Source organism: Prevotella sp. P4-119, assembly GCF_002251345.1.
Lineage (GTDB): Bacteria > Bacteroidota > Bacteroidia > Bacteroidales > Bacteroidaceae > Prevotella.
Genome location: NZ_NPJB01000080.1, coordinates 24,561 through 49,902 on the forward strand (window position 1 = coordinate 24,561; position 25,342 = coordinate 49,902).

Below are 25,342 nucleotides of genomic sequence, written 5' to 3' on the forward strand. Positions count from 1 at the left end.
TATGCTGATAGACTATAAAAACGCCACCATCCGCCAAGATGACGGGTCTCTCGTACTCGAACATGTGGATTTCCATGTCAACGAGGGCGAATTCATCTACATCATCGGTCGTGTAGGTTCAGGAAAGAGTACACTACTCAAAACACTCTACTTCGAACTCGACTTGGACGAGGCAGACAATGCCATGGTTTTCAACCACGATATCCGCAAATTGAAACGCAGATACGTACCTGCCTTGCGCCGACAGATGGGAATTATCTTCCAGGATTTCCAACTCCTGAGCGACAGAAACGTTCACGACAATCTGCAGTTTGTGCTCAAAGCTACAGGATGGAAAGATAAGGAAGAAATCGAACAGCGCATCAGCGAAGTCCTTGAAGACGTTGAAATGACAGAAAAAACAGAGCGAATGCCTCACGAACTCTCCGGCGGAGAACAGCAACGCATCGCTATTGCACGCGCCATTCTCAACAAACCCAAGGTTATCATAGCCGATGAACCAACAGGCAATCTTGACCCAGAAACAGCCAACAACATCATACAGCTGCTGAGAAATGTTACACAGACAGGAACGTCCGTCGTAATGACTACCCACAATATTCCTTTGCTGAAGGATTATCCTGGCATCGTCTATCGTTGCTGCGGAAAACATCTCGAACTGGTTACCGACGATTACAACAAGATCATGATGCTCTCCGACGATACTGACAGTTCGCAGGAAACATACAACAGCGGATATGAAGTGCGAGAAGACCTGTCTGTTTGAAGCAAAATACAAAGTAGAACAAAATTAAAATAAACATACACTATGAAAGTAATGAAATTTGGCGGTACTTCGGTAGGTTCACCAAGCCGCATGAAGGAAGTTGTCAACCTGGTTACGAAATCAGGCGAACCCGTTTTCATCGTTCTCTCTGCCATGTCAGGAACAACAAACTCCCTGATAGAAATCTCTGATTATCTCTACAAGAAGAATCCGGAGGGAGCGAACGAAGTGATCAATATGCTTGAAAAGAAATACATGAAGCATATTGAAGAACTCTACACCACCGACGAGATGAAACAAAACACCCATGAATTCATCGCATCGGAGATGAACTACCTGCGCTCCTTCACCAAAGAGCTCTTCACTTCGTTTGAAGAGAAAAGCATTGTGGCTCAAGGTGAAATGATGTCAACCAACATGGTGGTCAACTACATGAAAGAACAAGGTATCAAGGCTGTACTGCTCAACGCACTCGATTTCATGCGCACCGACAAAAACTCGGAGCCTGACCCCACCTACATCCGCGAGAAACTCTCTGCCATCATGGAGAAGAACCCTGACAATCAGGTATATATCACCCAAGGATTCATCTGCCGTAATGCCTATGGCGAGATAGACAACCTCCAACGTGGCGGTTCTGACTATACTGCATCGCTCATCGGAGCAGCTATCAACGCCGAGGAAATCCAGATCTGGACAGATATTGACGGTATGCACAACAACGACCCACGTGTCGTTGAAAAGACCGAACCCGTACACCACCTCCATTTCGAAGAGGCTGCTGAATTGGCATATTTCGGTGCTAAAATCCTGCACCCCACCTGCATCCAACCTGCAAAATATGCCGGAATCCCCGTACGTCTGCTCAACACGATGGATCCTGAGGCTGAAGGTACTACCATTTCCAACCAGACTGAATATGGCAAAATCAAGGCTGTTGCTGCAAAAGACAATATCATCGCCATCAAGATCAAGTCTAGCCGCATGCTCCTCGCAACAGGCTTCCTGCGCAAGGTATTCGAAATCTTTGAGAGCTACCAAACTCCTATCGACATGGTTTGTACGTCAGAAGTGGGAGTTTCCATGTCAATAGACAACTCCGCACACCTTGGAGAAATCGTTGACGAACTCAAGAAATACGGCACAGTAACCGTAGATACCGGCATGTGCATCATCTGTGTGGTAGGTGACCTCGACTGGTCGAACATCGGATTCGAAACCATGACGCTCGACGCCATGAAGAATATCCCTGTTCGCATGGTCAGCTATGGTGGTTCTAATTATAATATCTCATTCCTTATTCGCGAGGAAGATAAGAAACGTGCACTTCAAAGTTTAAGTGATACCTTATTCAATAAGTAAAACCAACGACAAAGGGAGGAGACCTCTCTACTAAGGCTCCTCCCGATTGTCTGAAATGCAAAATAGACAACACAATGACAAAAGGACAATTTCCCACCCATAAATTTCAACAACTCCGCACCCCTTTCTACTACTATGACACAGAACTGTTGCGCAAGACTCTTCAGACCATCTGTCAAGAGACTATGCGACATGAAGGTTTCTGCGTACACTATGCCGTAAAAGCTAATGCAAACCCATACCTGCTCCGCATCATCAGAGAGGCTGGACTGGGAGCCGACTGCGTGAGTGGCGGCGAAATAGAAGCAGCTCTCAAAGCAGGATTCCCTGCCTCTAAAATTGTCTATGCGGGCGTAGGAAAGAGCGACTGGGAGATCAACCTCGGACTCGACAAAGATATTTTCGCTTTCAACGTGGAGAGTATTGCCGAATTAGAGGTTATCAACGAACTGGCTGCCGCCAAGGGAAAGGTGGCTCGCATTGCCCTTCGCATCAATCCTAACGTAGGAGCACACACCCATGCCAATATCACCACCGGACTGGCTGAAAATAAATTCGGTATTGCCATGGACGACATGCTGGCAAGCATCGAAGAAGCTGCCAAACTCAACAACGTGAAATTTGTAGGCCTCCATTTCCACATCGGAAGCCAGATCCTCGACATGGGCGATTTTGAAGCGCTCTGCAACAGAATCAACGAACTGCAGGACCTACTGGAAAAACACCACATCCAGATAGAAAACGTCAACGTGGGCGGAGGTCTCGGCATCGACTACCAACACCCCAACCGAGTCCCCATTCCCAATTTCCAGGATTATTTCAACGTATATGCCAAAAAGTTGCGCTTGCGTCCAGGACAAACCCTACATTTTGAGTTAGGTCGTGCCGTAGTCGCACAATGTGGAACGCTCATCGCGCGTACCTTATATATAAAACAAGGCGCCGTCAAGCAGTTTGCCATCATCGACGCTGGAATGACAGACCTCATCCGCCCTGCCCTCTATCAAGCCTATCATAAGATAGAGAACATTTCGAGCGACGAACCTGCCGACACCTACGATGTGGTAGGACCAATCTGTGAGTCAAGCGACGTATTTGCCAAACAGATAGACCTCAACAAATGCCATCGTGGTGACTTGATTGCCATCCGGTCTGCTGGAGCTTATGGAGAAATCATGGCTTCACAATACAATTGCCGCCAACTGCCGAAAAGCTACATGAGCGAAGATCTATAAACACCATAACACTCTCATCATCAAAGGACTATGACTATCACATTCGACTATTTCTCTATTGCAATATCTGTTTTCCTATTGCTGTTGGCCCTCATCTCTCCTTGGTTCAGCAGCATGGCAAGACGTCCCCGTATCAAAATGGCTGACGACATACAGAATGCCTCGGAGAACGATGTCGATGAAAGCACCTGCAATAGTGATTCTACAGAGACGACGGAGGTTCATACCCCAACAGGGGCAACCTCCGCACTACCGTTTGTTTCCATTGTCCTGGCCGTACACGACAATGCCTGTGAATTGGAAGAAAGACTGCCCCAACTCTTGGAACAACAGTACCGGGGAAAATGGGAGGTCATCATTGTCGATGAATCATCAACGGATGATACACAAGACGTGCTTACGCGTGCAAAAGCTAAATATCCACGGCTCTACACCACTTTTATTCCCGAATCAAGCCATTACATCAGCCGCAGGAAACTCTCGCTTACCATGGCCGTCAAGGCCTCAAAGGGCGATTGGATATTGATAACCGACATAGACTGCAAACCCACAGGCAACCGCTGGTTGGCAACCATGGCGGAACACGCAACCGACGACAAAGACCTGGTCATGGGCTACACCAGTTATGATGCCGACACTCCTGCCTATTGGCGCTATGACCGCCTCAACACGCTGTGTTACCAACTGCATCGCATCAAAAACGGAATTGCCTATCGTAACATCGGCTGTAATCTGATGTTCCGTAAATCAGACTTTATCCAACAAAAGGGATTTCTCCACAACCTGGTTCATCTTCGGGGAGAATACGACTTCATTGTCAACGAGATGGCAACACCACACCGCACCGCTTTTGTCTATGACTTTCAAGCGCAGCTCTGTCAGCGTTGCCCTGCTGACAAGACGTGGCTTTACGACCATCTCTACTATTTAGAGAGTCGCACGCTGATGAAGCGCGGATTACGACATCGATTGCTCTGCAACACCGACCAATGGATGCTCCATCTGGGATGGCTGCTTCCCATGGCAGCGCTTGCCTATGCCATATCCGCATCAAACCTCGTCGTGACCGTTGCTGCCACCGTAGCCCTTCTGCTGACATTGGTAACACGACTGACCATCTTCCTCAGCACCTGCAGACAGTTTGACGAACACATCTCCTGGTGGAAGGCACCATGGCTTGAAGTGCGAACCGTCTGGCAAAACGCATGGTTGATGTGGCGGCATCGGCGAGCCGACCGCTTTGATTTTATCCGAAAATAATTTCAGAGAAGCACACATAGCCTATTATCACAATTTTCAAACTTCAAATCAAGTTTACGTCTCATGAATATCCTACACTACTTCGACAAGACAGACAGCATGACCGCCCAATATATCGCCATGCTGTCAAGAGTGTCTTCACATGAGACTGCGATGTTCTTCGCCACAGACTGCCAGGAGGCGCTGAAAATACTCCAGATGGCAGACATCAACATCCTCCACATACACGGATGCTGGCGTACATCGACTGCCAGACTTTTTACCAAAGCTCGCACCAAGGCCATTCGCTTGGTCGTCTCTCCCCACGGACAGCTGGAACCTTGGTTTTTCAACCAGCGGTATTGGAAAGAGAAGCTCCCTAAAGCCTTACTGTTCCAACGCCGCATCATCAGTCAGGCATATGCCATCGTTGTGGAGGGAGCCATGGAAGAAGAGTGTCTGCGCAAACTAAACTGGAACAAACGCATCATCATTGTGCGCAACCCCATTATCACCTGTTCCATCACAGCCGAAGAAACACTCCGACAACTGACACAGATCTACCGACGCATCATGGACAGCAATACCATCGAACTGATGCAACCGGAAACCTTGTCAACACTCCGACTGGCCATCAAGGCTGGAATCACCCAAGATATCCGCTGGCTTAATCTGCCGGCATCACACACGCCGCCACACCTTGACGAAGAAGGGTGGCGCCAGATCCGCTGTTATGCACAGCAGGAGCAAATTGAACAGCTGATAGACAGAGGACTTCGTATCCTGCAATGCGATTGCCCTCACTTCGACGAAATGAAGTCGCACCCCTTCTTTCCCGACCACTACAAACCGTCAAAGGGAATAGAAGAAACCATCGGAATGAGTTTCACCAGCGAAAACAAACGACTGATAGAAACCTTCCGACTGTTGCATCGTCTCATATCCCGTAACAAACTAACTGTCTTTCACCTATGCGAACTCGACAAAGAATTACGCGAACACGACTGCAACGAAGAGAAACTCACAGAGAGTTTAGAAGAACTCCGGCTGCTGAAAAGCGCCAGACGCCTGATGCAGGTCATGGTTGAGGAAACCGGCTTCGACGAAGGATTCATGCCATTCCCCCCACTCAACGACCGCGTCACCCGAAACATAGAACGACAAATCAAAAACCATCTGAAGATATGACGAAAGAATCCGTTACCCTCCGTCGCGACATGCACTATTTGCAACTCCTGTCCAACAGTTTCCCTACTGTTGCGGCAGCATCGACGGAAATCATTAACCTTGAAGCAATACTCAATCTCCCCAAGGGCACAGAACACTTCCTTGCCGACTTACACGGTGAGAGCGAGGCTTTCCAGCATGTTTTGAAAAACGCATCTGGAAATATCAAGCGTAAGGTGGGCGAACTCTTTGCCGGCGACATCCGCGACAAAGAACAGCGAGAACTGTGCACGCTCATCTATTATCCCGAACAGAAAATCGAACTCATCAAAGCCGCTGAATCCGATCTGGAGGACTGGTACCATATCACCATCCATCGGTTGGTGGCTGTCTGCCGCGACGTCAGCAGCAAATACACACGTTCTAAGGTTAGAAAATCGCTGCCTCCCGATTTCTCTTACATCATCGAAGAACTGCTTCATGAGCGTACCGACGATACCGACAAGGCTGCCTACGTCACCGTGATTGTAGATACGATTATTTCTACAGGACGTGCCGACGACTTCATCATCGCCCTCTGCCACGTCATCCAGCGACTCGCCATCGACCAATTACACATCCTGGGCGACATCTTCGACCGAGGCCCCGGTGCCCACATCATCCTCGACACCATGCGCCATTACCATTCCTGGGACATCCAGTGGGGCAACCACGATATTCTATGGATGGGCGCTGCTGCCGGCAACGATGCCTGTATCTGCAATGTGCTGCGCCTTTCGTTGCGCTACGCCAACTTAGCCACTCTCGAAGAAGGCTACGGCATCAACCTCGTACCATTGGCAACCTTTGCCATGGAGACCTACGGCGACGATCCCTGCAAAGAGTTCAAACCCAAACTTCTGAAAGGTTCCCACCTCGATGAAAAGACCATGCGCCTCACGGCATTGATGCACAAGGCCATCACCGTCATACAGTTCAAGACAGAAGCTACCATCTTCAAGCGCCGCACAGAATGGGCAATGCAGGATCGTTGTCTGCTCGAAGCGATTGACTATGCTCACGCCACCTGCACCATCGGCGACACCGCTTACCCCATGACTTCCTGCCTCTTCCCCACTATCGTATCAGGTCCCGACTGTCAACCGACATTCGAACTGACTCCCGAAGAGACACAGTTGATGGAGAAGCTCCACCACTCGTTTCAAGTCAGCGAGAAGCTCCACAAGCATGTCAAGATGCTCCTGTCACATGGTTGCATGTACAATATCAGCAACCACAACCTGCTGTTTCACGCCTCCTGTCCGCTCAATGCTGACGGTTCGCTGAAGAGCGTTGCACTCTATCATGGAGAGCATTACAGCGGTATGGAACTGATGACACGCTTGGGCATGCTCATCCGTTCTGCATTCAATAGCGATACAGATCCGGAACTTCGTCAGTACGCCATCGACTATTTCCTCTACCTTTGGTGTGGTAAAGACTCACCCTTGTTTGACAAGTCAAAGATGGCTACGTTTGAGCGTTATTTCCTTACCGACCGCGAGACCTATAAAGAGGAGAAAGGCTACTATTTCCAGTTGCGCGACTCCGAAGAAGTCTGCGACCGCATCCTTGATGCATTCGGTGTGGCAGGCCCCAACCGCCACATCATCAACGGCCACGTTCCCGTCCATGCCTCCAAAGGTGAGAACCCCATCAAAGCCAATGGCAAACTGATGGTCATCGATGGAGGATTCTCCGAGGCGTATCATAGCGAGACAGGTATTGCGGGCTACACCTTGGTCTATCACTCACGTGGATTCCAGTTGGTTCAACACGAACCCTTCACAAGTGCTTCCGATGCTATCAGAAAAGGTTCCGACATCAAGTCAACAACCCAGTTGGTCGAACTCTCCACCCATCGCATGCATGTGGCAGATACCGACAAGGGTGACGAACTGCGTGCACAGATTGACGACCTCCGACAGCTGCTCTATGCCTACCGTCATGGTTTTGTGAAAGAAAAGAAATAGTGCCCTACCCTATGGCAACAGTAATCATCTCGCTCGGTTCCAACCATCGGCAGGCCGCCCACATCCAGTGGGCGTCACAATGGCTGCAGACTATGCTGACCGACACCACATGCAGTCGCCTCTTATGGACTACCGACATCAAAGGCAGCGGCATCATGTATATGAACCGCTTGATCAAAGGCACGACCGACTTGTCTGCCGACTCCCTCAACGCGTTGCTTAAGGCTACAGAACAGCGTTGCGGCCGACAGGGAAGTCGGGTGTCTGTCGATCTCGACCTCATGCAGTACGACCAACAGCGGCTGCACCTTCGCGACTGGCCTCGTCCTTATATCCAACAACTAATCAATGACATCTTATGAAACGTTACGTCTCATTCCTTGTTCTGCTCATGACCGCCATCAGTCTGCATGCACAAGATTTCCAACAGTTCTTCAACGACAGCACCCTGCGCCTCGACTACATCTTTGCCGGTGACAAGAAGAGCCAGCATATCTACCTCGACCAACTCCACAAGAGTGCCGGATGGTACGGTCGGCGTCATCATCTCGACCAACTGCCTTTAGAAGGCAACGGCGACATCACCATGAAAGATGCAGCCACAGGAACCGTCATCTACCGCCACTCCTTCTCCACCCTCTTTCAGGAATGGCTCTCTACTGCCGAAGCACGGCAGACCAGTCGGTCATTTGAAAACGTATTCCTCGTTCCCTACCCCCGCCAAGCTGTAGAGATCACCGTCACCCTGCGCGACTATCATGCCCGCACCATGGCGTCGATGACCCATCGTGTCAATCCCACCGACATCCTCATCCGTCGCCAGCACCAGCAGAGTCGTTACACCACGATTCATGCTGCCGCCGACACCGCCCGATGCATCCATGTGGCTTTTGTTGCCGAGGGCTACACCGTCGGACAGATGGATCAGTATCTTGCCGACTGCCGTGCAGCCACCGAGGCGCTGTTTCGCCACGAACCATTCAAGCAACTGCAAGATCGTTTCAATATCATCGCCATCCAATCGCCTTCCCATGATACAGACGTCAGCCAACCCGGTAAGAACATCTGGCTCGACACCGCCCTGGGAAGCCATTTCGACACCTTCTATTCCACACGCTACCTGACCACCCTGCACCTCAAACGCCTTCACGACCTGTTGGCAGGAACACCATACGAACATATCATTATCCTGGCGAATACAGCCCACTATGGCGGCGGAGGCATCTACAATTCCTACAACCTCTGTTACACGCGTGGCCAACAGTTCCTTCCTGTGGTGGTTCATGAATTCGGTCACTCCTTTGGCGGCCTTGGCGACGAATATCCCTACGGTGACGACGACCCCATGTATTTTGCCGATACCGAACCCTGGGAACCCAACCTCACCACCCACACCACGCATCCTGCCAAATGGCAGAAACTCATCGACGAAGGACGCGCCTCGCTGGTAGAGGGTGGCGGCTATCTCACCCATGGCGTATGGCGCGGACAGGAAGATTGTCGTATGCGCACCAACGAGCACCCCGACTTCTGTCCCGTCTGCCAAGAAGCCCTCACCCGCCTCATCAAGTTCTATACCGAAAAATAAACCGAAACTGGTTTCCGTCCGACAGCGATCCAACACCCATTGGGTCGCTGTCGGTGTGAATAAATCTTAAATAACAGACCATCATCATCATTATCTGTAATTTTTCACTACCTTTGTATCATACTTACAAGAAGAAATAAGGGGTGCGTCACGATTGTGTTGCTGAGATTATACCCATAGAACCTGATGCAGGTAATGCTGCCGAAGGGATTGCTTCTTTTTTCTCGCCTTGATGGTTCAGGCAGAAATCCAGAAGCTGTTTCTATTCCGTATCGTCTTTGAAAGTACGTCAGCAGATGTACCTCAGAAAAATGAAAACAAAATGAGGTATATTAGCGTACTGACCATAGCAGGATCCGACAGTTGCGGTGGAGCCGGCATCCAGGCAGACCTCAAGACCATGTCGGCCTTGGGCATTTATGCCGCTACCGCCATCACATCCGTCACCGTTCAGAACACCACTGGCGTGCAGGCGGTGCAAGCCATCCGTCCAGACATCGTAGCCGGACAGATCAAGGCGGTCATGGACGACATCGCCCCAAATGTAATCAAGGTGGGAATGGTCAATAATGCAGAGATCATCCGTGCCATTGCCGACACCCTCTCCCCTTATCCCCATGCCACATTGGTGATCGACCCCGTTATGGTTTCTACGAGCGGGGCGCTACTCATGCAACCCCATGCGGTTGAGGCATTCTGCCAACGCCTCCTCCCCCTATGCACCCTGCTGACTCCCAACATCCCCGAAGCCGAAGTCCTCTCCCACACCTCCATCCGCAGCATAGACGACACAGAACGTGCCGCCCGCCACATTCTGCAACTCGGTTGCAGGGCGGTACTCATCAAGGGCGGACATCTGGAAGGACAGGCCAAGACCGACGTACTCTACCAAGCCGACACCCCTCCGTTGTCATTCTCCCATCCCACCGTTACTACACGCAACACCCACGGCACGGGTTGCACCCTATCCTCCGCCATTGCCTCATTTATCGCCCGTGGCTCATCCCTTCCCGAGGCGATACAACAGGCCAAGTGCTACCTGTCCTCTGCCATAGAAGCCGGCAAGGATGTCAGCATAGGAAGGGGCAACGGCCCAGTAAACCATTTGTTTAACCCAGAAAAGCTAATCATACAATGATACAGTTTATTACACACACCAACGACCGTTACGACTACGTAGAAGGAGCACGCCTCGCCTTGGCAGGCGGATGTCGCTGGATCCAGCTCCGCATGAAAGACGCGCCGAAAGATACGTTCCTGGCGGCAGCCACAGCCATCGGCCAACTCTGCAAGACATATCATGCCACATTCATCCTCGATGACCATGCAGAATGGGTACAGGAGGCAGGTGCCGACGGCGTACATCTCGGCAAGAACGATATGCCCGTGAGTGAGGCACGCAAACTCCTGGGCAGCCGATATGTCATCGGCGGCACCGCCAACACCTTCGACGATGTCGAACGACTCTACCGCGATGGAGCCGACTACATCGGCTGCGGTCCGTTCCGCTTCACCACCACCAAACAAAAACTGTCCCCCATCCTCGGTGCAGACGGTTACCGCCGTATTGTCAGTCAGATGAAGCTCCACCACATCACCATCCCTATCGTAGCCATTGGCGGCATTTTGTCCTCCGACATCCCTGACGTCATGGCAACTGGAGTCAGCGGTATTGCCGTAAGCGGAGCCATCCTCAATGCCGACAGTCCTGTGGAAGAGATGCAACGTTTCATCCGTCTTACAGAGAAAGAAATAGCCAAATAACTCAATATAAAAGAAATGGAAACAAAAATCAAGATCAATTATCCATCTTCCGAGAAAGTCTATCTGCAAGGAAAACGCTATCCGGAACTGCGCGTGGGTATGAGAAAGGTAAACCTCACCCCCACCGTCACTTTCAAGGGCGATGTGCGCCATGAAGAAGCCAATGCCCCCGTCTATGTCTATGACACCAGCGGACCGTACAGCGACCCCGATATGGCTATCGACCTGAAACAGGGACTCCCTAAATTGCGTCAACCGTGGATTGACGGTCGCAAGGCGGGAGAGACACAGATGTACTTCGCCAAACAGGGCATCATCACGCAAGAGATGGAGTATGTGGCAATACGCGAGAACATGAACTGCGAGGAATTGGGCATTACCACCCACATCACCCCGGAATTTGTCTGCAAGGAGATTGCTGAGGGACGTGCCGTAATCCCAGCCAACCGCAAGCATCCCGAAAGCGAGCCGATGATTATCGGTACCAATTTCCTGGTGAAGATCAATACCAATATCGGTAATTCCGCCACCACATCGGGCATCGAGGAAGAGGTGGAAAAGGCCGTTTGGAGTTGCAAATGGGGCGGCGACACGCTGATGGACCTTTCCACGGGAAAAGACATCCACGAAACGCGCGAATGGATTCTGCGCAACTGCCCCGTTCCCGTAGGTACCGTACCGATGTATCAGGCTTTTGAGAAGGTCAACGGCAAGGCAGAAGACCTGACGTGGGAGATTTTCCGCGATACGCTCATCGAGCAGTGCGAACAGGGAGTGGACTATTTCACCATCCATTGCGGCATCCGTCTGAAGAACATCCATCTTGCCGACACCCGTCTGACGGGTATTGTCAGTCGCGGAGGCAGTATCATCTCCAAATGGTGTAAGGTACACCAGAAAGAGAGTTTCCTCTACGAGCACTTCGATGACATCTGCGACATCTGTGCCCAGTACGATGTAGCCATCTCCCTTGGTGACGGCCTCCGTCCCGGTTCTACCTACGATGCCAACGACGCGGCGCAGTTTGCCGAACTCGACACCATGGGTGAACTCGTAGAGCGTGCTTGGGCCAAACACGTACAGGCATTCATCGAAGGTCCCGGTCATGTTCCCATGCATAAGATCAAGGAGAATATGGAGCGCCAAATCGAGAAATGCCACGGAGCACCCTTCTACACCCTCGGTCCGCTCGTCACCGATATTGCCCCCGCCTACGACCACATCACCTCTGCCATCGGCGCCTCGATGATCGGATGGTACGGCACCGCCATGCTCTGCTACGTCACCCCTAAGGAGCACCTTGCCCTCCCCGACAAAGACGATGTGCGCACTGGTGTTGTAACCTACAAGATTGCCGCCCATGCTGCCGACCTTGCCAAGGGTCATCCCGGTGCCACCGTCCGCGACAATGCGCTGAGCAAGGCACGCTACGACTTCCGTTGGAAAGACCAGTTCAACCTCTCGTTAGATCCCGAACGCGCCCTGGAATACTACAAGGCAAGCAATTCCGTCGATGCCAACTACTGCACCATGTGTGGCCCTAATTTCTGCGCAGCACGCATCAGCCATTCCCTAAAGAGCTGCGAAGAAGAAAAGTAACAAATCTATAACCCAATAAACAACAACAAACAATGATTGAAACACAAGTATCAAAAGGTATCATCAGTACCTATTTCGACAAACTCCAACGTAATCTGAATCTCGACGTAGCCATTGTGGGCGGAGGCCCCTCAGGCATCGTCGCCGCCTATTACCTCGCCAAGGCAGGTCTCCGTGTAGCCCAGTTCGACCGCAAGTTGTCTCCTGGTGGCGGCATGTGGGGAGGCGCAATGATGTTCAACCAGATTGTCATTCAGGAAGAAGCCATGCACATCGTCAAGGACTTCGACATCAACTATCAGGCCTTTGAAGACGGACTCTACACCATCGACTCCGTAGAGAGCACATCTGCCCTGCTCTACCACGCCGTTCATGCCGGTGCCACCATCTTCAACTGCTATTCGGTAGAAGACGTCATCTTCAAAAACAATGTTGTCAGTGGTGTTGTGGTCAACTGGACTCCAGTACTCCGTGAAGGCCTCCATGTTGACCCGCTAAATATCATGGCGAAATGCGTTATCGACGGCACAGGTCACGACAGCGAGATGTGTAAGGTCGTTGCCCGCAAAAACGGCATCAGCCTCGACACAGCCACCGGCGGTGTTATCGGCGAGCGTTCCCTCGACGTAATAGAAGGCGAGCGCATGGTCGTAGAAGGCACCCGTGAGATCTACCCCGGCCTCTACGTCTGCGGCATGGCATCGTCTGCAGTGGCAGGCACTCCTCGCATGGGGCCCATTTTCGGTGGCATGCTGATGTCAGGAAAGCGCGTTGCCGACCAGATCATCGAGAAACTCAAGAAATAACCATCCATCTTCATCCTGCAACCTATGAAATGGATTGTCATCACCTCTCCCGACTTTCTGCCGGGAGAGGTTTCTACCATCGACACCCTCTTCCGCAGCGGTATCGACCTGCTCCATGTGCGCAAGCCCACCGCCTCGGCAGACGCCGTCAGACAGTTTCTTGCCACCGTTCCTACTCAGTGGCTTGGTCGCATCGTGCTCCACGACCATTTCCACCTTGTCGAAGAGTTTCCCCTCCACGGCATTCACCTCAACCGTCGCAATCCCCAGCCCCCCGCTGCCTTCCACGGCAGCCTTTCCGCTTCGTGCCACAGTCTTGCAGAGGTAGCAGAGCGCAAGACCCAGTGCGACTACGTATTTCTCAGTCCCATCTTCAACAGCATTTCCAAGACCGGTTACCATGCCGCATTCCAGGAGTCCGTCCTGCGGCAAGCCGCCCATTCTGGCATCATCGACCATCAGGTAGTAGCCTTAGGTGGAGTCACCGCCCGCCATCTCCCATACCTCAAGTCCCACCATTTCGGTGGTGCCGCATTCTTAGGCGACATCTGGCAGCGCACCACTCTCCCCTCCTTCACCGCCTATCTGCAACAGATCTCGCAAGAGATCTAATGTCTCACAGATTTTCATGTTGGTACTTTCGAGGTTTTTGTTAAGAAAAAAATCCGTAATCCGTGTGAGATATTAAAAATCCGTGTAACACATTACTTTCGTATGAACTTGAGTTTCTGTGGGTTGATAGTCAGAATAGCAACGGCAACGAGAATCAGCATCCCACCGACAACACCAATAAATCCCAAGGGTTCACCCAGTATCACAACACCAACCACCATGGCAGTCAGCGGTTCAAAAGCACCAAGAATAGCCACGATCGTACTGTCGATGAGTTTCAGCGAAACAGTCACGCAGATATTACTTATTGCCGTAGGAATCAAACCTAAGAGCGCCAGGTCAAGCCAGCAACTGCTGTCAGGAACTTCTTCCACCCCACCGTTGGTCATCAGACTATAGGCAATCAGTAGCCACATACCCGTGAAAAACACATAAAAGGTGAGTTTTAGACTCGCGATGTGCTTCACTTTCAATCGAGGCACAAGGATGAGATAGATACCATACGCCAGTCCAGACGCCAATCCCAATAGGAGACCAATCATCGAGAAGGTGCCATCTCCAGAAAACACACCAGTCATCATCATCACACCCAGAGAGGCTAACAAAATACTAGAGGTGAGTTTGATGGAGAACTTATCACCGAGAAATGCCAGTCCGATGAGTGCACACCAGATGGGGTCGGTATAAACCAAAGCCGTTGCAATACCCGACGACAGATACTTGTAACATTCAAGTGTTGCGAGGGCTGTGGTAATATAGAAGAAGGCAAGCAACACGATACGCAGCAGTTCTGACAGACTCACACGCATATTCGTCTTACGCAACAGGAGAATGGCAAGCATGGCTGCCGAACCAAACAGAAAACGATATACCAGGATGCTAACATTATCCATTCCTGCAGCAATAACAGGAATTGAAAACAAAGGTATCATTCCAAACGATACACCAGAAATGATACCATTAACCACACCGCGTAACTGACTATTCATATGCTTTGTACAAAAGAGCTGCAAAAGTACATGATTTTTTTTGAAACACAAAATATTCTGCATCAAATTTCCATTAAACCTTCATGACTGATTCAGGCCATACCCTAACCATTGTAAAATACATCAAAAAGTAATAGGCAGAAGGCTTGGCTGTCTAAGAAAAAAATAGTATTTTTGCAGCCCGTGATTGACGGTCAACCAAACGATAAAAGAAAAATGGCAAGCAAAACAAAAAAAGATTCTCGCGAACGCCGAATCTATCAAGTAACCCTCATGGGCAGCGTGGTCAATATGGTATTGCTATTGGCAAAATTTGCAGCAGGCATTTTCTGCCATTCCGCAGCCATGATAGCCGATGCCGTACACTCGTTAAGCGATTTCCTTACCGATATCGTAGTGATAGTCATGGTCAGGCTAAGTAGCAAACCTGCCGACAAAGACCACGACTATGGACATGGAAAGTACGAAACCATTGCCTCGTCGATAGTAGGAATGGCGTTGATGCTTGTAGCCATCCTGCTGGCATGGAACGGCATCATGAAGATCATTGACGCCATCCACGGCAAACAGTTAGAAGTCCCAGGAGTGTTAGCATTCTTTGCTGCCATCGTCAGTATTGTTGCCAAAGAAATCGTATTCCGCCTGACGCGCCAAACTGCACGTGCAGTCAAATCACAAGCCCTTGAAGCCAATGCCTGGCACCATCGTAGCGATGCCCTTTCGTCAATCGGCACAGCCATAGGTATTGGAGGAGCCATCATGCTTGGTCAGCAATGGGCAGTCCTAGACCCCATTGCCGCTGTTGTAGTGAGCTTCATGATCTTCTATGCCGCCTTTCGCATTTTGCGTCAGGCATCAGGAGAACTCTTAGAAGAAAGTCTTCCTGAATCCGTAGAACAAAAGATTTGCGACATCGTCTATCGTGATCCGTTGGCAAGCGACATCCACCAACTCTACACGCGTCGTATAGGCAATAATATCGCCATCGAAATGCATCTTCGTTTACCAAGCGACCTCAAGCTCTCCGATGCCCATCAGCATGCCTCCTCCATCGAACGGGCCATCCGAGCTGAGTTTGGTGCCGACACCCACATTATGCTGCATATTGAACCAACAAAAGATTAGTTCTGATCTATGATCTATGATTTATGATTTTCGTTAAAGATCCTCCAGGATTTAAATTCTCCTTCCATTAAAACATGTTATGCAGAGCGAAATTACAGCCAAGACGACTCCAACCGTGCACACACCCATCCATCCCTCACGCATCCAAGCCAATCCGGCACAATAGGTGCCAAGAGAACCACCGATAAAATAGGTAGTCATGAAGATGGTATTGGCCCTGTTTGAAGCATGAGGCACCTCCTGAATGCAACCACTTTGATTGCTTAGCTGCAGACATTGCAAACCAATATCCACCAAGATGATAGCCACCACAAGTCCCATAAAAGTATCACCAAACAGATAGGCCGTACCCCACGCCACCAGTTGCAGGCAAGCCCCATAAACACTCATCTTTCTTATGCCCCATTGGTTCACGAGCTTGCCCACACCGCTTGCCGCTATGGCACCAGCGATACCACACAATCCCAATGTTCCAACCATCTCGCTACCAGAGAAGAACGGCGCTTCAGCCAACCGGAAGGCAAGACACGACCAAATAGCCATCATACTGCCAAAACTGAAAGCGGCACGTACGGCATAAAGCCGTATGCGCCCGTTGCTCTTAACCATATCAAACACGCTAACCATCAATCCCCTGTATGAGCCCACATAGTTGCTTTTTATCTGCGGCATAATCTTGAGCGTAAGCACCATACACAGCACCATCACCAGAGCTGCGATGACATACATCTCGCGCCAGCCAAGCCATTCGCCGACGTAACCGCTAACCACCCTCGAAGCAAGAATACCCGTCAGCAGTCCCGACAGAACGCCCCCCATATTCCTACTTTTGTTCTCCTTCTTAGAATATTGTCCTGCTATAGGTATGAAAAACTGCGGAATGACAGAGCAGGCGCCCAATAGCAGAGACGCCCCCCATATCATCCATACCCGATGGGCAACAGCAATGACGACCGCCATCACGGCAGCCACCGTCATATTCACAACAATGATGCGTCGGCGCGAGTAGAGGTCGCCCATAGGAATTAGGAAACACAAGCCAAGCGCATAGCCTATCTGCGTGACAACGGTTATGAGGTTTGCCTCATGTTGGCTCACCCCAATATCGTGACGTATCATCTCCAGCAGAGGCTGGTTGTAGTAGCAATTAGCCACAGTAAGTCCCGCAACAACAACCATTGTGATCAACAGGCTGCGCGCTATACCTTCATTCTCTTTCAGTTGTTTCATTTCTATTCTTATGCCAATTATCTTATTAATTTATCCATGTGGATTGTACGTGATTGCAAAATTACGAAATAAAAACATATAATCAAAAAAATATCGTTCTTCAGAAAGACAATTCAACCACAGTATTTGTTCTCTTTCTTATAGCCTAAATATCACTTATGGGAGCAATTATATGTCACCTATTAGGGGGCAACAATATGTCACTTATGGGGGTACGTTTATATGTCACTCATGGGGTACATTCACATGTCACTTATGGGGGTACGCTTATATGTCACTCTTTGAAAGGCAATGGGTTAGGCTACCTATTTTATTAGAAATATCCTAAAAATTTTGGTGCATTCTTAACAAATAACTACTTTTGCAAAAAACATTAAGAATATGGCAAATTTCAAACTTTTCGATCCTATGACAATGGACAGCAATACGCTTCCAAATGTAGCTGGTAATTACGTTTTCCTTTTACGCAAAGGAAGTCAATTACCTAAAGTAGACATTGAGCCCAAAATACCCGAAGTCACTTTAGATGGTAATACTTATCAAGCAATCTATACCGGTATTGCAAGTGAGAATCTCAGACAGAGGGTCTACCGCACTCACTTTGTAGGCAATAACGCAAGTCGTTCAACCCTAAGAAAATCGATAGGTAGCCTTATCGGATATGATTTAATACCACGAAAAGAGGGTGATTTTAAACATAAAAAATTCAAACCGGCTGACGAAGAAAAGTTGACTGAATGGATGATGAGCAACCTGTTACTTGCCTTTGTTAAAAATGCTGCCCCGGAACCGTGGGAAGAAAAACTTACCGAAGAGCAAAACCCGCCTCTAAACCTTGAAAAAAACACCAACATGGTGAATAAAGAGTTCAGAGCTTTGTTAAGTAAGTTGAGATGCAGACCTGTTATTGGATCTGCAGAACACTTCACTTCTTCTATGAAAACAACAATAAAAAAAACAATACCTACACAATCTTGTTATCCTATAAATGGAGGAAAAATGGTAAAAATTATCCGTAGAAACGTCAACTTTAACAGAGAAACCAACAATTTCAGATGTAAGTTTAACAATAGTTCAACCTTTGATATTTTAAGAGTAGAATGCTCTTATAATGGAGAAACAAAAGTGTATGAGATAGAGTCAAAAAACCTGACAGGTAGAGAGTCTATCACATTCTATGCCTATCAGAACAGTGAATCATTCACTATTGCATGGCAAAAAGCTGTTGCAGATTATATAAAGGAGATAAAGTTATGAACCTCTACCAAGCAGAAATAACAACAGACGCAGACTTCGTTACCATAACTGTGAATGCAGATGATGAAAACGAAGCTATTTCAATCGGAGTCGGTATGTTTGATGCTGGCAATTAGATACAGCAGGCTCTTCTATTGTAAATATCGCAGCATTTCCAGCTTGCATGTAAAAGGAAATAAATCTGAGTTTATTAGAACATTATAAAGAAAATGGGGTGACTTGGAATCACCCCATTTTCTATGAACTTGTTCTTATGGCTTATGTCGCTTTTCAATATTTAGATTGTGCTTATTTTTTTGATTGTTCTTTATTTTCCAGTTCTGCCTTTTCTTTATTCATTATATCAAGCCATTTGTCAAAGCCGAGTCTTTTCGTCTTTTCCATTAAGCCCAATGCACCTTCTGCTTGATTTACTTTTCTAAACTTCTTTCCTCGATGCACAGAAATGTATATATTAGAAACAAACTTGCGTTCACGCGCACTAAACCTATCATTTTCTATTGCCCATCGATAGACATCAAACCATAAATGCGCTTCTATTTTATTAGCACGATTGACAATCTCCTGTTCTTCATCATCACAAGACTCCACAATATTTCCTTCCGACGCAAGAAGGTTGCCACCAATTTTTATGGCATCCTCTAAGCTATCCTTCATATCGTTCCAACAAGCCACACTACGTGCCCATGATCTTTTCTGATTTTGCATCAAGTGTTTCTTTGCTCTACCTACAGCTCGTTGTATGTGAGCTTCCAACTCTGGTTGCAATATCTGAGCATTCCATAATCACACGGTCTTTAGGATATTCTTCCTCAAATATCTTCTTGTCATAACCAGTCAACAAGTTGCGCTCATTACCATATTGACCTCTCATGCGTTCAAAAATACCACTTCTTTCCTGTTTTTGGTACAATCTCTGTTCTACTGATTTTTGAAAATCGAGCAGAAAGTAGTTGGATTTTGATTGTAGAGCCTTGAATTGGTGCTATTTTGTTTAAAAATAGATGTAAAACGCAATAACATGGATAATTATTTCCGTAATCTTTCTTGATTATCCAAGATTACTTTTACCTTTGTAGACCAAGAAACACATGAAAGGATATGGCACGAAAGAAAACGGAATCGGCAAACAGTATTTGCTCATAGAGTACAATCCTGATGAACCTGCAGAATTAGGAGAGTGTGATATACTGAAAGCACAGAGGAAAGGCAGTGACAGGTACATTCCTTTTGTGTGTAAGATTGGAAACATAAAGGTTGGCAATAATGACTGATAAAAACAAACAACTATACCTTGATTTCGAAGCCTACGAGCGTGTGGCAGAGCCACATAAGCGCGAAAGGGCTTCGGCATGGCGCACGGCTATAGGTCTGCAAGATGTTGATGGTCTGAAGGTGTCTGACTATCTGAAAGAGACGGCTGTTAGGCATATTGAGGGCGATATTACTATCGACGATGTTCGTGAACAGTTGAAGTCGTATTATGTCAACAAAACTACGCATGATGAGGACGATGCCGAAAAGGAAGAGGCCGACCGTGTGGCTGCCAATATAGCCAAGTTACTGAGTGAGCAGTCTTTTTCGTTCACAGTATTAGAGTTTTTGAATATCCATAGGCACTTGTTTGAGGGTATATTCAAACATGCAGGTGAGGTGCGACCTTATGACATCAGCAAAAAGGAATGGGTACTGCAAGGCGATAGCGTTGTGTATGGCCGTGCTGCCGACATTATGATGGCGTTGCGATATGATATTCAGCAAGAAAAGGACTTTAGTTATAAAGGACTGTCAACGGATGAAATTATCAGTCACATTGTAGATTTCGTCACCTTGCTATGGCAGAACCATCCGTTTCGTGAGGGCAACACACGAACAACGGCTGTGTTTGTCATCAAATATCTGCGCTCTATCGGTTTCAAGGTAGACAACGATTTGTTTGCCGACAACTCTTGGTATTTCCGCAATGCCCTTGTTCGTGCGAACTATCGCAATCCGTCAAAGGGTATAGAGCCCAACAAGTCATTCCTCATCAGGTTCTTCCGTAATTTGATGTTGGGCGAACATCATGAGCTGAAGAACCGTTATATGCTGATTGGATATGCAGATGTTGGCGACACCCATACAAGTACCCGTACAAGCACCCATACAAGTTTTGACGAAACGGCATCTACGTTATCTGAAAATATAAAACGGTTAGTTGTTGCGATTGGCACATATGAAAAGAGCGTAAAGGAAATGATGGAGGCGGTCGGTTTGAAGAATCGTCCCAATTTCCTTGAATATTCTCTTACACCAGCCATTACTGAAGGCTTGGTAAAAATGAAATTTCCGAACTCGCCCCGTCATCCTCGCCAGAGATATCTTCTGACCGTGAAAGGGCTAGCGGTGTATGATGAGTGTGTCAAATCAATGTGAAAAATCTGCCAGAGCTTGCTCCCCGAAGACGATCAGCCGAGGAACTCCGAGGATGCTTGGCTTGTCCAAGAACTCCTTTTGGAGTGGCAGCCTGATGCGGTTTAGGAAACTGTTATATTGTAACGCTTGAAATGGATATCATTGACCTGTTTCCATGACATTCTAACCCCCGCCATTGCTTGATAGGTTACTAACGCCCCGAATGGGGCAAAATTTTCATAGCATAGAGTAATACCCTGGGGGTGCGGATTATTTAGCCTAAGTCCTGTAAGTACAAAAGTAATTCAGTTCTGCTCATTTGGCTTAACGTTAGGAGCCAGAAAGCTGCCTTTCCCATCAAGTTGAGCAGTTTCTCGTCGAATTTTCGATAGTTTCTCGCTATTTTCTCGACCGACATTCGTTGCTCTTTCGTTCGTTTTTCGCTTGTTCCTCGTTCGGTCCTCGTTCGGTCTTCGATAGACTAACGAATAAGCAACGAGAGACGAACGAGAGACGAACGAGGACCTAACGAGAACCCAACGAGAACCGAACGAGAAGCTATCGAGAACTGGTCGGGTGTAAATCGAAGAACCATGGTCCTTATGTTGTAACCAGTTTGAGGTGCTTAGAGTTGCATTTGTAAACATAATTACGAATTTTTAATTGATAAGACTTGTGGTTTATTGCAAAGGCCTCATCCTTGTTTTGGAAATCAACCTTGGGTTCGCGTGCAAAGATACAATATCACACCCCCCGTTGTCAACCCTTTAGTCTGGATTTTAATTTTATTTAACTAATAATTTAGATTTTTTAATATTATAGAGACAAAATCCCATCAAAAAGCACACCTTTTAGATGAGAAACAACAGTTTATAAAGGTGTTGGATATTCCGTGGATCATAAAAAATCCGAGTAACTGCTCAGAACACGACATGAGATGTGAAATTGGTACTAAATGCTGTGTTTTAGCGCATGGCGTTCTCACGACTGGCGATTGACGTTCTCGTGACTGGCGATTGGCGTTATCGTGACAGGCGATTGGCGTTCTCTCCCCCAGCGATTGACGTTCTCTCCAACAGAGAGCGACATTACCATTAATTCCACAAGACTATAATTTAGTATTTCCCACAAATACCTGGCAACAAAAAGGAGGGTGCATCATAATGGGCAATGCACCCTCCTTGTCATCTGCTGGAAGGTATCATTTGAACTTCCATTCGTCGAATGTGATATTGTTTCCTTTTAGGACAAAACAGAGGTCCATTGTACCTGTCATATTCTTTTGAAGTTGGGATTCTATGAGTTTCATTTGCGGGGTACCGACTTTGATTGAAGCTATGACTTCTCCGTCCGGCCTATCCCGGCGGACTTCTATGATTCCGTTTCCGGATGCCTTAATTTCCAGACTGGAAGGTACTTTGTTGAATGCCACACCTCTGACAGCAATGATGCCAGTCTTGTTGGGAACGGTAACGGCATACATGTCCCCGATGCTTTTTCCATTTGTGAACTTGACACCTTGTGTGGCTGCTGTGGTTTCAGCCTGCTGGATGATGAACGGATTCATCGGCTGTATCTGTTTTGCGCCTTTCAGAGTCTGATTACCCATGTGGATATTCACGGTATTCTCGTCAACTTGTATTTCATCGACACAAACATTACGATAACCAGCTGTTGTATTGAAACTATGTTGCAAACTCATTGTATGATAGAATACATACCATTTCCCGCGGAATTTGTTTAGATGTGTATGATTGTTGCTGTAGTCATATCCATAATCTCCAGGGTTTTTCATATAGTTGTGCTGGTATTTCCAACTTTTGGTTACCAGCGGAGTTTTGCTAGTCATGTAACTCATGCAACAGGTGGTTGGTTTCTCTGTCTGGAGAGGCCAGTCGCTAAAATCTTGCCAATCTATGTTATAAGTATAAACGTATGTGCCGTTGATGTAGTTTAATTCGTTAGCTTCGAAATGATGGGGAGCCCTGATGGGCTTTATCGGGCCATCCACACTAATCATGTCTTTTCCCAAACGCATAATGCGAGCACATCCTCCGCCTACTGTCAGCCAACCTCTTCCTTTGTCATCGATGACTACACCCGGATCGAAAGCGGCTTTGCATTCTCCTGCTATGCCGGGAGTATTTGTGTCTACCAAACTATGATTCAGCGGGCTTGACCACGGTCCTATGGGGGATGTGGATGTCAGCACTGCAGTTCCATCACCGCTATTGGAGAAATAGAGGTAGAAGTGAGTCTTGCCGTCCGCTTCCTCACGTTTTGCGATCGACGGTGCCCATGATGTTTTTATCCATGGGGCAATGCTGTCTGTTTTAATAATTCCATGATAGGTCCAGTTTGTCATGTCATCGGAAGACATCATCACCAGAGATTTGATGTATTCGTAGGAGTTTTTTCCGTAACCGCCTATTGAATCATATTGTTGCTGATCGTTTGTTGCGTACACATAAATTCTGCCATTATATTCTACTGCAGTTGGATCCGCTGTAAACATAAAATCCAGCAGGGGATTTCCATCTCCTGTGGTGAGTTTAGGGGAAACGTCCGGCATGGTTACATAAGGCACGGAATCATTTTGCAAGGACGGATTTTCTCCGGCCTGCGCATTTTGCTGGTGAGATATCAAACATGCAGCAATGACCATTGATAAAACGGAGGTCTGGATGTTTTTCTTTTTCATTGTATAATTGGTTTAAAATAGTAATATGTTCGTTTACTGGCGTGTCATCGTTTTGGGCGGATGATGACCCTTCTGTAACTCGTCAGTGCAGGAGTTCCATTGTCTGTCACTTCACAGATTATATGCAGTTCTCTTCCTGCCGCATCTTGGGGGATAGGTAGAAAGGCTTTAGCTTTGTCTGCCTCTCTGATACTTACCGTTGAGGTGTAAGTACCCGCTTCCGGCATTATCCACCAATGAAAAGTCAGTTTATCTTTATCCGGGTCCGCAGATTCTGAAGCGTTTAACTGGAGTTCCTCTTCTGTTTTTGGTTCAATTATAATCGGACTCAATCCCTTTTTACCGTTTACGATGACTATCGGGTTACGGTTTCCTTTGCCGTATGCAGCCCAATCCATACGTGCTACGAAGTTGGCGAATATTGCGGGATAGAAGTATTTTTCATATTTCTCCGATATGCATTTGACTGCCGGATCTGCATTTGTGTAGCATGTTGTCAGACTGTCTGGTGACAGTCCCCATCGGAAATAGCCACCCCAACCTGTCTGGCTACATACGGTCGGATCGTTTAATCCATTTGGGGTTACATGTAGGAAAGAAGGAGTGTCGCCTTCCACTCCGTATTTGTTTTTCGGATATATTTTCCCTAGATTCCCGTGATTTTGTATATGAGTTGCGTATTCGTTCCAATTCTGGCTTCCTATGGCGTTCTGCACGATCCAGGCGCTGTCGTCCCAGAAAAAGCGGATATCCTTGCCGCAAGTCTTGCGGATCCATTGATGAGAACTGAAGGCATAATCCACAGGGGGGCCTCCGCATACATCTTGGTCTGTAATTGTATAAACACACAACTTATTCACAAACTTTCTAACTTCCGTTTCGCTTCGTTCCTGCTTGACAGTCCATATCGCTTGAGCCAGTGTATTTGCACCGCCCCAAACCAAGACCCATAAGGGACGGTCGTCCTTTTCGTCAACTAAGTCGATAATCATTTTGCTACCTTGTGAGCGATTCTTCTCTCCAAGTTTGGCTACACCTAAATCTCTGCTGCCAAATGCAGTCCTGCTACGCAAATAGGCAACACTTGGCCAATAGCCCAACGTTTGTTTGCCAGCTTCCTTTTCTACTGGCAGAAAACCCTTTTGTCCGGATCGTTTCATTAGATTCGGTAGATCCTTCTCGTAGGCATTAATTACTTTCTGCATGTTTTCCATCCATTCGTCCGGATAACTTCTCCCGCAGTTGTTCCATCCTCCTGTCGCAATCAGTCCCTCTATTTCATAAAGGTCAGCATGGACCAGCAGGCGGACCATTGATTCCATGTCATCGGGTTCAATGTCTGTCGGTGCAATATCCGTCAGAACGACAATCCGCTTTCTATGTTAAAATCCAAATATTTTGACCATTATTTTTAATTTATGCTGATATTTTATATTCTGGTGAGAAAATTTGGCGATTTCGGACCATAGCAGTGACCAAACGTATGAGTTTGTTCT

The 25,342-nt window shown here is 47.8% G+C and carries 23 protein-coding genes and 1 riboswitch; of the genes, 17 read left to right on the plus strand and 6 right to left on the minus strand.

Annotated features, from left to right (window positions below):
• Nucleotide 1: 1 nt before the first annotated feature.
• From CIK89_RS09075 to CIK89_RS09135, 13 genes are all read left to right on the plus strand, one after another.
• The gene (locus CIK89_RS09075) at nt 2–766 is read left to right on the plus strand and encodes a cell division ATP-binding protein FtsE (RefSeq protein ID WP_094391061.1); all 765 of its coding nucleotides are present in this window, start codon (nt 2–4) and stop codon (nt 764–766) included.
• Nucleotides 767–808: 42 nt separating this feature from the next.
• On the plus strand, nt 809–2,128 hold the full coding sequence (locus CIK89_RS09080; protein WP_094391062.1) for an aspartate kinase: 1,320 nt from the start codon (nt 809–811) through the stop codon (nt 2,126–2,128).
• Between the two features lie 74 nt (nt 2,129–2,202).
• On the plus strand, nt 2,203–3,363 hold the full coding sequence (lysA, locus tag CIK89_RS09085; RefSeq protein ID WP_094391063.1) for a diaminopimelate decarboxylase: 1,161 nt from the start codon (nt 2,203–2,205) through the stop codon (nt 3,361–3,363).
• A 30-nt stretch (nt 3,364–3,393) separates the two neighbouring features.
• On the plus strand, nt 3,394–4,623 hold the full coding sequence (locus tag CIK89_RS09090) for a glycosyltransferase (protein ID WP_094391064.1): 1,230 nt from the start codon (nt 3,394–3,396) through the stop codon (nt 4,621–4,623).
• 63 nt (nt 4,624–4,686) lie between these two features.
• Nucleotides 4,687–5,790, plus strand: a complete 1,104-nt coding sequence (locus CIK89_RS09095; RefSeq protein ID WP_094391065.1) for a hypothetical protein — start codon at nt 4,687–4,689, stop codon at nt 5,788–5,790.
• On the plus strand, nt 5,787–7,781 hold the full coding sequence (locus CIK89_RS09100) for a fructose-1,6-bisphosphatase (protein ID WP_094391066.1): 1,995 nt from the start codon (nt 5,787–5,789) through the stop codon (nt 7,779–7,781). Before CIK89_RS09095 ends, CIK89_RS09100 begins: the two co-directional genes overlap by 4 nt.
• An 11-nt stretch (nt 7,782–7,792) precedes the next feature.
• Nucleotides 7,793–8,143, plus strand: coding sequence for a 2-amino-4-hydroxy-6-hydroxymethyldihydropteridine diphosphokinase (locus CIK89_RS09105; protein WP_094391067.1), 351 nt, complete (start codon nt 7,793–7,795; stop codon nt 8,141–8,143).
• Nucleotides 8,140–9,369, plus strand: coding sequence for a M64 family metallopeptidase (locus CIK89_RS09110; RefSeq protein ID WP_094391068.1), 1,230 nt, complete (start codon nt 8,140–8,142; stop codon nt 9,367–9,369). The genes CIK89_RS09105 and CIK89_RS09110 overlap by 4 nt, the downstream gene beginning before the upstream one ends.
• Before the next feature lie 129 nt (nt 9,370–9,498).
• Nucleotides 9,499–9,597: riboswitch (TPP riboswitch) on the plus strand.
• A gap of 94 nt (nt 9,598–9,691) precedes the next feature.
• Nucleotides 9,692–10,507, plus strand: a complete 816-nt coding sequence (gene thiD / locus CIK89_RS09115; RefSeq protein WP_094391083.1) for a bifunctional hydroxymethylpyrimidine kinase/phosphomethylpyrimidine kinase — start codon at nt 9,692–9,694, stop codon at nt 10,505–10,507.
• Nucleotides 10,504–11,133 carry a thiamine phosphate synthase gene (locus CIK89_RS09120; RefSeq protein ID WP_094391069.1) on the plus strand — a complete coding sequence of 210 codons (630 nt, stop codon included), beginning with the start codon at nt 10,504–10,506 and terminating at the stop codon, nt 11,131–11,133. The genes thiD and CIK89_RS09120 overlap by 4 nt, the downstream gene beginning before the upstream one ends.
• A 15-nt stretch (nt 11,134–11,148) precedes the next feature.
• Complete coding sequence (gene thiC / locus CIK89_RS09125; protein WP_094391070.1) at nt 11,149–12,732, plus strand: phosphomethylpyrimidine synthase ThiC; 1,584 nt, start codon at nt 11,149–11,151, stop codon at nt 12,730–12,732.
• A 32-nt stretch (nt 12,733–12,764) separates the two neighbouring features.
• Nucleotides 12,765–13,538: a sulfide-dependent adenosine diphosphate thiazole synthase gene (locus CIK89_RS09130; RefSeq protein WP_094391071.1), complete on the plus strand. Its 774-nt coding sequence runs from the start codon at nt 12,765–12,767 to the stop codon at nt 13,536–13,538.
• A 24-nt stretch (nt 13,539–13,562) separates the two neighbouring features.
• Nucleotides 13,563–14,150 (plus strand): thiamine phosphate synthase, encoded by a 588-nt coding sequence (locus CIK89_RS09135; RefSeq protein ID WP_094391072.1) that lies wholly within the window; start codon nt 13,563–13,565, stop codon nt 14,148–14,150.
• A 92-nt stretch (nt 14,151–14,242) separates the two neighbouring features.
• On the opposite strand, the gene CIK89_RS09140 is transcribed toward CIK89_RS09135, so the two are convergent.
• Nucleotides 14,243–15,139 (minus strand): DMT family transporter, encoded by an 897-nt coding sequence (locus CIK89_RS09140; RefSeq protein WP_158215006.1) that lies wholly within the window; start codon nt 15,137–15,139, stop codon nt 14,243–14,245.
• A gap of 216 nt (nt 15,140–15,355) precedes the next feature.
• On the opposite strand from CIK89_RS09140, the gene CIK89_RS09145 reads away from it, so the two are divergent.
• Nucleotides 15,356–16,264: a cation diffusion facilitator family transporter gene (locus tag CIK89_RS09145; RefSeq protein ID WP_094391084.1), complete on the plus strand. Its 909-nt coding sequence runs from the start codon at nt 15,356–15,358 to the stop codon at nt 16,262–16,264.
• A gap of 51 nt (nt 16,265–16,315) precedes the next feature.
• Here the strand turns inward: CIK89_RS09145 and CIK89_RS09150 are convergent, their stop codons facing one another.
• Nucleotides 16,316–17,494, minus strand: a complete 1,179-nt coding sequence (locus CIK89_RS09150; protein WP_094391074.1) for an MFS transporter — start codon at nt 17,492–17,494, stop codon at nt 16,316–16,318.
• Between the two features lie 381 nt (nt 17,495–17,875).
• Between CIK89_RS09150 and CIK89_RS09155 the strand changes: the two genes are divergently transcribed.
• Complete coding sequence (locus CIK89_RS09155; protein WP_094391075.1) at nt 17,876–18,751, plus strand: GIY-YIG nuclease family protein; 876 nt, start codon at nt 17,876–17,878, stop codon at nt 18,749–18,751.
• A 288-nt stretch (nt 18,752–19,039) separates the two neighbouring features.
• On the opposite strand, the gene CIK89_RS09160 is transcribed toward CIK89_RS09155, so the two are convergent.
• Entirely contained in the window at nt 19,040–19,408 is a 369-nt protein-coding gene (locus CIK89_RS09160) for a hypothetical protein (RefSeq protein ID WP_144007392.1), read from the minus strand.
• 434 nt (nt 19,409–19,842) lie between these two features.
• On the opposite strand from CIK89_RS09160, the gene CIK89_RS09165 reads away from it, so the two are divergent.
• Both CIK89_RS09165 and CIK89_RS09170 read left to right on the plus strand, forming a co-directional pair.
• A complete protein-coding gene (locus CIK89_RS09165) occupies nt 19,843–20,025 on the plus strand; it encodes a hypothetical protein (RefSeq protein WP_094391077.1) in 183 nt (60 codons plus the stop codon).
• Nucleotides 20,018–21,166, plus strand: coding sequence for a Fic family protein (locus tag CIK89_RS09170; protein WP_094391078.1), 1,149 nt, complete (start codon nt 20,018–20,020; stop codon nt 21,164–21,166). Before CIK89_RS09165 ends, CIK89_RS09170 begins: the two co-directional genes overlap by 8 nt.
• A 960-nt stretch (nt 21,167–22,126) precedes the next feature.
• On the opposite strand, the gene CIK89_RS13940 is transcribed toward CIK89_RS09170, so the two are convergent.
• The 3 genes from CIK89_RS13940 to CIK89_RS09180 form a co-directional block, all read right to left on the minus strand.
• Entirely contained in the window at nt 22,127–22,249 is a 123-nt protein-coding gene (locus tag CIK89_RS13940) for a hypothetical protein (protein ID WP_256387825.1), read from the minus strand.
• A 97-nt stretch (nt 22,250–22,346) separates the two neighbouring features.
• Nucleotides 22,347–23,846, minus strand: coding sequence for a glycoside hydrolase family 43 protein (locus tag CIK89_RS09175; protein WP_254046659.1), 1,500 nt, complete (start codon nt 23,844–23,846; stop codon nt 22,347–22,349).
• A 44-nt stretch (nt 23,847–23,890) separates the two neighbouring features.
• On the minus strand, nt 23,891–25,216 hold the full coding sequence (locus CIK89_RS09180) for a nucleoside hydrolase-like domain-containing protein (protein ID WP_371593394.1): 1,326 nt from the start codon (nt 25,214–25,216) through the stop codon (nt 23,891–23,893).
• Nucleotides 25,217–25,342 lie beyond the last annotated feature (126 nt).

Coding starts and splice junctions, on each gene's coding strand:
- CIK89_RS09075 (WP_094391061.1), top strand. CDS start 2: ATGCTGATAGACTATAAAAACGCCACCATCCGCCAAGATGACGGGTCT.
- CIK89_RS09080 (WP_094391062.1), top strand. CDS start 809: ATGAAAGTAATGAAATTTGGCGGTACTTCGGTAGGTTCACCAAGCCGC.
- lysA (WP_094391063.1), top strand. CDS start 2,203: ATGACAAAAGGACAATTTCCCACCCATAAATTTCAACAACTCCGCACC.
- CIK89_RS09090 (WP_094391064.1), top strand. CDS start 3,394: ATGACTATCACATTCGACTATTTCTCTATTGCAATATCTGTTTTCCTA.
- CIK89_RS09095 (WP_094391065.1), top strand. CDS start 4,687: ATGAATATCCTACACTACTTCGACAAGACAGACAGCATGACCGCCCAA.
- CIK89_RS09100 (WP_094391066.1), top strand. CDS start 5,787: ATGACGAAAGAATCCGTTACCCTCCGTCGCGACATGCACTATTTGCAA.
- CIK89_RS09105 (WP_094391067.1), top strand. CDS start 7,793: ATGGCAACAGTAATCATCTCGCTCGGTTCCAACCATCGGCAGGCCGCC.
- CIK89_RS09110 (WP_094391068.1), top strand. CDS start 8,140: ATGAAACGTTACGTCTCATTCCTTGTTCTGCTCATGACCGCCATCAGT.
- thiD (WP_094391083.1), top strand. CDS start 9,692: ATGAGGTATATTAGCGTACTGACCATAGCAGGATCCGACAGTTGCGGT.
- CIK89_RS09120 (WP_094391069.1), top strand. CDS start 10,504: ATGATACAGTTTATTACACACACCAACGACCGTTACGACTACGTAGAA.
- thiC (WP_094391070.1), top strand. CDS start 11,149: ATGGAAACAAAAATCAAGATCAATTATCCATCTTCCGAGAAAGTCTAT.
- CIK89_RS09130 (WP_094391071.1), top strand. CDS start 12,765: ATGATTGAAACACAAGTATCAAAAGGTATCATCAGTACCTATTTCGAC.
- CIK89_RS09135 (WP_094391072.1), top strand. CDS start 13,563: ATGAAATGGATTGTCATCACCTCTCCCGACTTTCTGCCGGGAGAGGTT.
- CIK89_RS09140 (WP_158215006.1), bottom strand. CDS start 15,139: ATGAATAGTCAGTTACGCGGTGTGGTTAATGGTATCATTTCTGGTGTA.
- CIK89_RS09145 (WP_094391084.1), top strand. CDS start 15,356: ATGGCAAGCAAAACAAAAAAAGATTCTCGCGAACGCCGAATCTATCAA.
- CIK89_RS09150 (WP_094391074.1), bottom strand. CDS start 17,494: ATGAAACAACTGAAAGAGAATGAAGGTATAGCGCGCAGCCTGTTGATC.
- CIK89_RS09155 (WP_094391075.1), top strand. CDS start 17,876: ATGGCAAATTTCAAACTTTTCGATCCTATGACAATGGACAGCAATACG.
- CIK89_RS09160 (WP_144007392.1), bottom strand. CDS start 19,408: ATGAAGGATAGCTTAGAGGATGCCATAAAAATTGGTGGCAACCTTCTT.
- CIK89_RS09165 (WP_094391077.1), top strand. CDS start 19,843: ATGAAAGGATATGGCACGAAAGAAAACGGAATCGGCAAACAGTATTTG.
- CIK89_RS09170 (WP_094391078.1), top strand. CDS start 20,018: ATGACTGATAAAAACAAACAACTATACCTTGATTTCGAAGCCTACGAG.
- CIK89_RS09175 (WP_254046659.1), bottom strand. CDS start 23,846: ATGAAAAAGAAAAACATCCAGACCTCCGTTTTATCAATGGTCATTGCT.